The sequence below is a fragment of the Protofrankia sp. CiP1_Cm_nod3 genome (genome assembly GCF_982290655.1).
Genome location: NZ_CEVIVD010000057.1, coordinates 16,428 through 22,184, shown reverse-complemented (window position 1 = coordinate 22,184; position 5,757 = coordinate 16,428). Strand labels below are relative to the sequence as shown.

Here is a 5,757-nt window from a genome sequence, read left to right as displayed (position 1 = left end):
GCATGACAGGACCGCGCGCGACAGCGACAGGCATGGCGGCAGTACATATGATAACGATATGTCCAGGTTCGCACCGTAAATTCTTCGCTATTGTCGATCGTAATCGCCATCCCGTCCGGTACGGCCTTCCGGTCGTAGGATGGGATGTCTTCCGTCCGGGCTGACTGCCGCGTGTCCGACGTGGCTGCGCTCGTGGAAGCCGTGGTTTGTCGGCGTCCGGCCCAGGTGGGATGTTCGCCGCGGACCGATGCCTGCGCCGGTCCCGTCTGCGTACAGAGAGGCATGCCATGTCCGAGGGCCTGACCGCTGCCGAGCCCGCTTCGCGGGGCCACGGACCGGACCACGGATCCGTGCCCACGGCCACGCTGCCCGGCCCGCCCGTCCCAGCCGGTGCGGGCAGCGTGGCCGGTGCGGGAGGTGGCGCCCACCTGGGCACGGCCCGGGTCAAGCGGGGCATGGCGGAGATGCTCAAGGGCGGCGTGATCATGGATGTGGTCACGGCCGAGCAGGCCCGGATCGCCGAGGACGCCGGCGCCGTCGCCGTGATGGCCCTGGAACGGGTGCCCGCCGACATCCGCGCCCAGGGCGGGGTCGCCCGGATGAGCGACCCGGAGATGATCGAATCGATCATCGAGGCGGTGTCGATCCCGGTGATGGCCAAGGCGCGCATCGGCCACTTCGTCGAGGCCCAGGTGCTCCAGGAGCTGGGGGTCGACTACGTCGACGAGTCCGAGGTCCTCACCCCGGCCGACCCGCACCACCACATCGACAAGTGGCGGTTCACCGTCCCGTTCGTGTGCGGCGCGACCAACCTGGGGGAGGCGCTGCGCCGGATCGGCGAGGGCGCGGCCATGATCCGCTCGAAGGGCGAGGCGGGCACCGGCGAGGTTTCCAACGCGGTCGTGCACATGCGCACGATCCGGGCGGAGATCGCGCGGCTGTCCGCGCTGCCGCCCGACGAGCTCTTCGCCGCGGCCAAGGAGCTGCGCGCTCCCTACGAGCTGGTCGCCGAGGTCGCGCGGCTCGGCGCGCTGCCGGTCGTGCTGTTCACCGCCGGTGGCATCGCCACGCCCGCGGACGCCGCCCTGATGATGCAGCTGGGGGCGGACGGTGTGTTCGTCGGCTCGGGCATCTTCAAGTCCGGTGACCCGGCGCGGCGCGCCCGGGCGATCGTCGAGGCCACCACCATGTACGCCCACGCGGGCGTCATCGCGAAGGTCTCCCGCGGCCTCGGCGAGGCCATGGTCGGCATCAACGTCAGCGATCTTGCGCCCGCGGACCGCTTCGCCGACCGCGGATGGTGAGCTGTCCCGAGGCGCACTGGCCCCAGACCGCCTCGGAGCGCGAGGCCGCGCCGGCACAGGTCAGGCCGGCACGCGGCGCGGCGCGGCTGGGCGTGCTGGCGCTGCAGGGCGACGTCCGCGAGCATTCCCGGGCGCTGGCCGCGCTCGGCGTCCAGGTCGTCGAGGTGCGCCGGCCGTCCGATCTGGACACTCTGGACGGGCTGGTGCTGCCCGGCGGCGAGTCCACCACGATCGGCCGGCTGCTGCGGGTGTTCGAGCTGCTGGAGCCGCTGCGGGACGCGATCGCGGCCGGGCTGCCGGTGTTCGGGTCGTGCGCGGGCATGATCCTGCTGGCCGGGGACGTCCTGGACGGCAGGCCCGGCCAGCCGCTGCTGGGCGGGCTGGACGTGGTCGTGCGGCGCAACGCCTTCGGCCGCCAGGTCGACTCGTTCGAGGCGGAGATCGACATCGCCGGTGTCGCCGGCGGCCCGGTCCGGGCGGTCTTCATCCGGGCGCCCTGGGTGGAGAAGATCGGGGACGAGGTCGAGGTGCTCGGTAGGGTCGGTGACAGGATTGTGGCCGTCCGCCAGGCGGGCGTGCTGGCGACCGCGTTCCATCCGGAGCTCACCGGCGACGGGCGGATACACGAACTGTTCGTCGGCATGGTGGAAGGCGCGCGGGGCAGACGGGCCGCACGGGGCACACCTGCGCACGAGGCCTAGCCGCACAGGGCACGGCTCCACAGGGGCACGGGGCGCGGGGCACAGCTGTACGGGGCACAGATGGCAGGCAGGAGCAGGGACAGGGTGAGGGGCACGGCATGAGCGGTCACTCCAAGTGGGCGACCACCAAGCACAAGAAGGCCGTCATCGACGCGCGCCGCGGCAAGCTGTTCGCGAAGCTGATCAAGACGGTCGAGGTGGCGGCCAAGACCGGCGGCGGGGATCCGGCCGGGAACCCGACGCTCGCGGACGCCATCGCCAAGGCGAAGTCGCAGTCGGTACCGAACGACAACATCGACCGCGCCGTGAAGCGGGGATCGGGCGAGCTCGCCGGCGGGGCCAGCTACGAGGAGATCACCTACGAGGCGTACGCGCCGAACGGGGTGGCCGTGCTGGTCGAGTGCCTGACCGACAACCGCAACCGGGCCGCCTCGGACGTGCGGGTGGCCATCACCCGCAACGGCGGCAGCGTCGCCGATCCAGGGTCGGTGTCCTACCTGTTCAACCGCAAGGGCGTCGTCCTGGTCACGAAGACCCCTGACCTCGGTGAGGACGACGTCCTGGCCGCGGTGCTCGACGCCGGCGCGGAGGAGGTCAACGACCTCGGTGACACCTTCGAGGTCGTCTCGGAGGCCACGGACCTCAACGCGGTGCGCGTCGGGGCCACCGGCGCGGGGCTCACGGTGGCCTCGGCGGACCTGTCCTGGCTGCCCAGCGTCAGCGTGCCGCTGGACGAGGAGGCGGCGCGCAAGGTCCTCAAGCTCGTCGAGGCACTCGAGGACCTCGACGACGTCCAGAATGTCTGGTTCAACGCCGACATCTCCGATGAAATCATGGAGCTGGTCTCGGCCTGAACGGCTCCCCGGCGGCGCCGGTGCCACCGCGATTCCGAGACCTCCGACATCGCCGTTCGTGCCGATATCGTCACAGTATGGGCATAGACCGTTCCGGAATACGTGCCGTCATGGAGTATGTTGTGACGGATTGTATCGCTCTGGGGTACTTGTTGTTACGGGGGTGTGTTGTTGCGGGGGTAGGCGTGGTCAGTCCGTGTCCCGGTCGCGGATGCACTCCTCGGCGAAGGACAGCGCCCGCAGGTGGTAGGAGCGGGCCGCCCACCCCAGGCTGATGTTGTGGCCCGCGCCGCGCTGCCGGACCAGCTCGAAGTGCGGCGCGGCGCTGAACGCGGCCCGCAGCTCGGCATCCATCGCCTCGTCAAGATCCCACCAGGCCTCGTGGTCGGCGAGCGTCCAGCGGACCGGCACCCGCACCCGCGGGCCCAGCAGAGGCAGCCACCGCGGCCACTTCGCGGCATCGGATGCCTCGCCGGCCGGCACGGGGGCTGTCGGTACCGTCCCCAGGACGAACGTGCCGGGCGGGTACAGGTGCTCCGGCCCCCAGAACAGCCTGCGGGCCGCGAGGGCATGCTCCCGGTGGATCTCGGCGGCGCTGCTGTCGGCGGCGATCCGCGACGGCCACAGGCCGTCACGGTATCGGGCTCCCACCCCGGAGACGTCGAGCCCGAGCAGACGCTCGCCGCGTTCGTCCGCGGCGAGCGACACCGACAGCATCGTGCCGAACGAGTGGCCGATCAGGAACAGGCCCGCCCCCACGGCATGGGACGCGGTGAACGCCTCCAGCGCCCGCCAGGTGATGGCGGTCTGCCCGGCCAGCCGCTGGTGGGGCAGGCCGAGCCCCGCCGACGCTCCGTAGCCGGGGCGGTCCAGCGCCAGCACGCTGAATCCCAGGGCCGTGCCGATGGCCAGCAGGGACAGGTCCGGGTGCGTCCGGCCGTGGAAGTAGGATGCGCGCATCCCCCCGCCGGGCAGGCCGACGACGAGAGCCCGCGGCTGGCCGTCGGGCTCGGCCAGCAGCCCGGACAGTTCCACGTCACCGGCGTCGAGGCGGACGTGACGTGGCTGGCCCGGCGGATCCGCGCGTGGCGCCCGCCCGTCGCCGTGTCCGGCCGCCGGCCCGGCTGGCTGCGCCGGCACGGCTGGCTGCGCCAGCACGGCCGGCTCGGTGCCGGCGGCGGGATCGGAGCCCATGCGTGGACCTCATTTCCCGGTTTCCCGGCGTCTCCCGGTGCTTGTCGGCAGGATTTCCCGTTGGCCCGGCGGGGCGTCGGCGATCTCCACGGGGCACCGCCGGTCATCTCACCATATGCTGATCCGCACCGGGCCGATGGCCGCGGGTGGCGTTGCGGACAGCCGGTTGACGCCGGCCGCCGGCGGTGGGTGATGGCCGGGCCGCTGCCCGGCCGGCGGTGGGTGTTTGTCGGGTCGGCGTCTGGGTAGGCGTGTCGCTGCGCTCGAACAGGCGTTCAGGCATGCCACAATCGTGGCGAACCGCCGGGAGGGCCGGTTCCCCGGCCCGCTGGCGGGCCGAGGGCTGCGTGATCACGGTTGTCTCCCCGGGTTGTCGTCCCGGGCTGGCAGCCGGCCGCTGCGGGCCGTCCGGCGGTCACGATGCCCGGCGGACGGTCGGGACGACGGTCGACGAGCTGGTCGTGGAGGGTGCCGGTGCTGGTGCTGGGGGTCGATCCGGGGCTTACCCGCTGCGGTCTCGGGGTTGTCGAGGGCGGGCCGGGCCGGCGGGCGTCGCTGGTCGAGGTCGGTGTGCTGCGCACGCCCGCCGCCGACGACGTCGCCGCCCGGCTGTGGGCGCTCGAACGCGGCTTCGGTGAGTGGATGGACCGGCACCGCCCCGACGCGGTCGCTGTCGAGCGGGTGTTCAGCCAGGCCAACGTCCGGACGGTCATGGGTACCGCGCAGGCCGGGGCGGTGGCGATCGTCAGCGCGGCCCGCCGTGGCCTGCCGGTCGCGCTGTACACCCCCAGCGAGGTGAAGGCCGCGGTGAGCGGGAGCGGCCGGGCGGACAAGGCCCAGGTCACCTTCATGGTCAGCCGCCTGCTGGGGCTGTCCGACCCGCCGCGGCCGGCCGACGCCGCCGACGCCCTGGCTCTTGCGCTGTGCCACCTGTCGCGGGGGCCGGCGCTCGCCCGGATGCAGGCCGCAGTCAGGCAGGCTTCCGCGGCCGCCAGCGGGAGCCGCAGATGATCGCGTCCGTGGCCGGGACGGTTGCCGCCCTGTCGCCCGACGCCGCCGTCGTCGAGGTGGGCGGGGTCGGGCTGCTCGTCCAGTGCACCCCCACGACCCTGGCCGGGCTGCGGGTCGGGCAGCAGGCACGACTGGTCACCACCCTGGTCGTCCGGGAGACCGAGCTGACGCTCTACGGCTTCGTCGACGCCAACGAGCGTGACGTCTTCGAGACCCTGCAGAGCGCCTCCGGGGTCGGCCCCCGGCTCGCCCAGGCCGTGCTCGGCGTCCACAGCCCGGACAGCGTCCGCCGTGCGGTCGCGGCGGAGGATCTCGCGGCGCTGACGAAGGTGCCCGGCATCGGCCGCAAGGGCGCGCAGCGCATCGTCCTCGACCTCAAGGACCGGCTCGGCCCGCCCACGCCGATGCCGTCCGCGGGAGATGACGGTGTGGGTGGGGGCGGGGGCACCGGCGGCGGTGCCACGCCGGCCGCGGGTACGGGTGTCGCCGCCGCCGAGCAGGTCCGTCTTGCGCTGCTCGGGCTCGGTTACACCGCGCGGGAGGCCGACGACGCGCTGGCCGCCGCGCTGGCCGACCCCCTGGCCGCCAGCGCGGCCGATGCGCTGGCCACGGTGCCGGCCGGCAACGGCCGCGGTGGTGCCGGGCCGGGCGGCCGGGCGGGCCGTGACGTCCCCGGTAGCCCGCAGGCTATCG

Annotated in this window: 6 protein-coding genes; 5 read left to right on the top strand and 1 reads right to left on the bottom strand. The window is 73.3% G+C overall.

Annotated features, from left to right (window positions below; genetic code table 11):
* Positions 1-287 precede the first annotated feature (287 nt).
* The 3 genes from pdxS (at position 288) to AC5LUJ_RS13015 (ending at position 2,859) form a co-directional block, all read left to right on the top strand.
* Positions 288-1,304: a pyridoxal 5'-phosphate synthase lyase subunit PdxS gene (pdxS, locus tag AC5LUJ_RS13025; protein ID WP_445548402.1), complete on the top strand. Its 1,017-nt coding sequence runs from the start codon at positions 288-290 to the stop codon at positions 1,302-1,304.
* Positions 1,298-2,005, top strand: a complete 708-nt coding sequence (gene pdxT, locus AC5LUJ_RS13020; protein ID WP_250283898.1) for a pyridoxal 5'-phosphate synthase glutaminase subunit PdxT — start codon at positions 1,298-1,300, stop codon at positions 2,003-2,005. The genes pdxS and pdxT overlap by 7 nt, the downstream gene beginning before the upstream one ends.
* A gap of 98 nt (positions 2,006-2,103) precedes the next feature.
* Complete coding sequence (locus AC5LUJ_RS13015) at positions 2,104-2,859, top strand: YebC/PmpR family DNA-binding transcriptional regulator (protein ID WP_250283896.1); 756 nt, start codon at positions 2,104-2,106, stop codon at positions 2,857-2,859.
* 189 nt (positions 2,860-3,048) lie between these two features.
* Here the strand turns inward: AC5LUJ_RS13015 and AC5LUJ_RS13010 are convergent, their stop codons facing one another.
* Positions 3,049-4,053 carry an alpha/beta hydrolase gene (locus tag AC5LUJ_RS13010; RefSeq protein ID WP_250283894.1) on the bottom strand — a complete coding sequence of 335 codons (1,005 nt, stop codon included), beginning with the start codon at positions 4,051-4,053 and terminating at the stop codon, positions 3,049-3,051.
* Between the two features lie 474 nt (positions 4,054-4,527).
* On the opposite strand from AC5LUJ_RS13010, the gene ruvC reads away from it, so the two are divergent.
* Both ruvC and ruvA read left to right on the top strand, forming a co-directional pair.
* Entirely contained in the window at positions 4,528-5,064 is a 537-nt protein-coding gene (gene ruvC, locus AC5LUJ_RS13005; RefSeq protein WP_250283892.1) for a crossover junction endodeoxyribonuclease RuvC, read from the top strand.
* The coding region (ruvA, locus tag AC5LUJ_RS13000) for a Holliday junction branch migration protein RuvA (RefSeq protein ID WP_493464998.1) at positions 5,061-5,757 on the top strand (697 nt) is incomplete at its 3' end. The genes ruvC and ruvA, both read left to right, overlap by 4 nt.

What these genes read in the sequence shown, in the direction of transcription:
- pdxS (WP_445548402.1), top strand. Translation starts at nt 288, where the DNA reads ATGTCCGAGGGCCTGACCGCTGCCGAGCCCGCTTCGCGGGGCCACGGA.
- AC5LUJ_RS13015 (WP_250283896.1), top strand. Translation starts at nt 2,104, where the DNA reads ATGAGCGGTCACTCCAAGTGGGCGACCACCAAGCACAAGAAGGCCGTC.
- pdxT (WP_250283898.1), top strand. Translation starts at nt 1,298, where the DNA reads ATGGTGAGCTGTCCCGAGGCGCACTGGCCCCAGACCGCCTCGGAGCGC.
- AC5LUJ_RS13010 (WP_250283894.1), bottom strand. Translation starts at nt 4,053, where the DNA reads ATGGGCTCCGATCCCGCCGCCGGCACCGAGCCGGCCGTGCTGGCGCAG.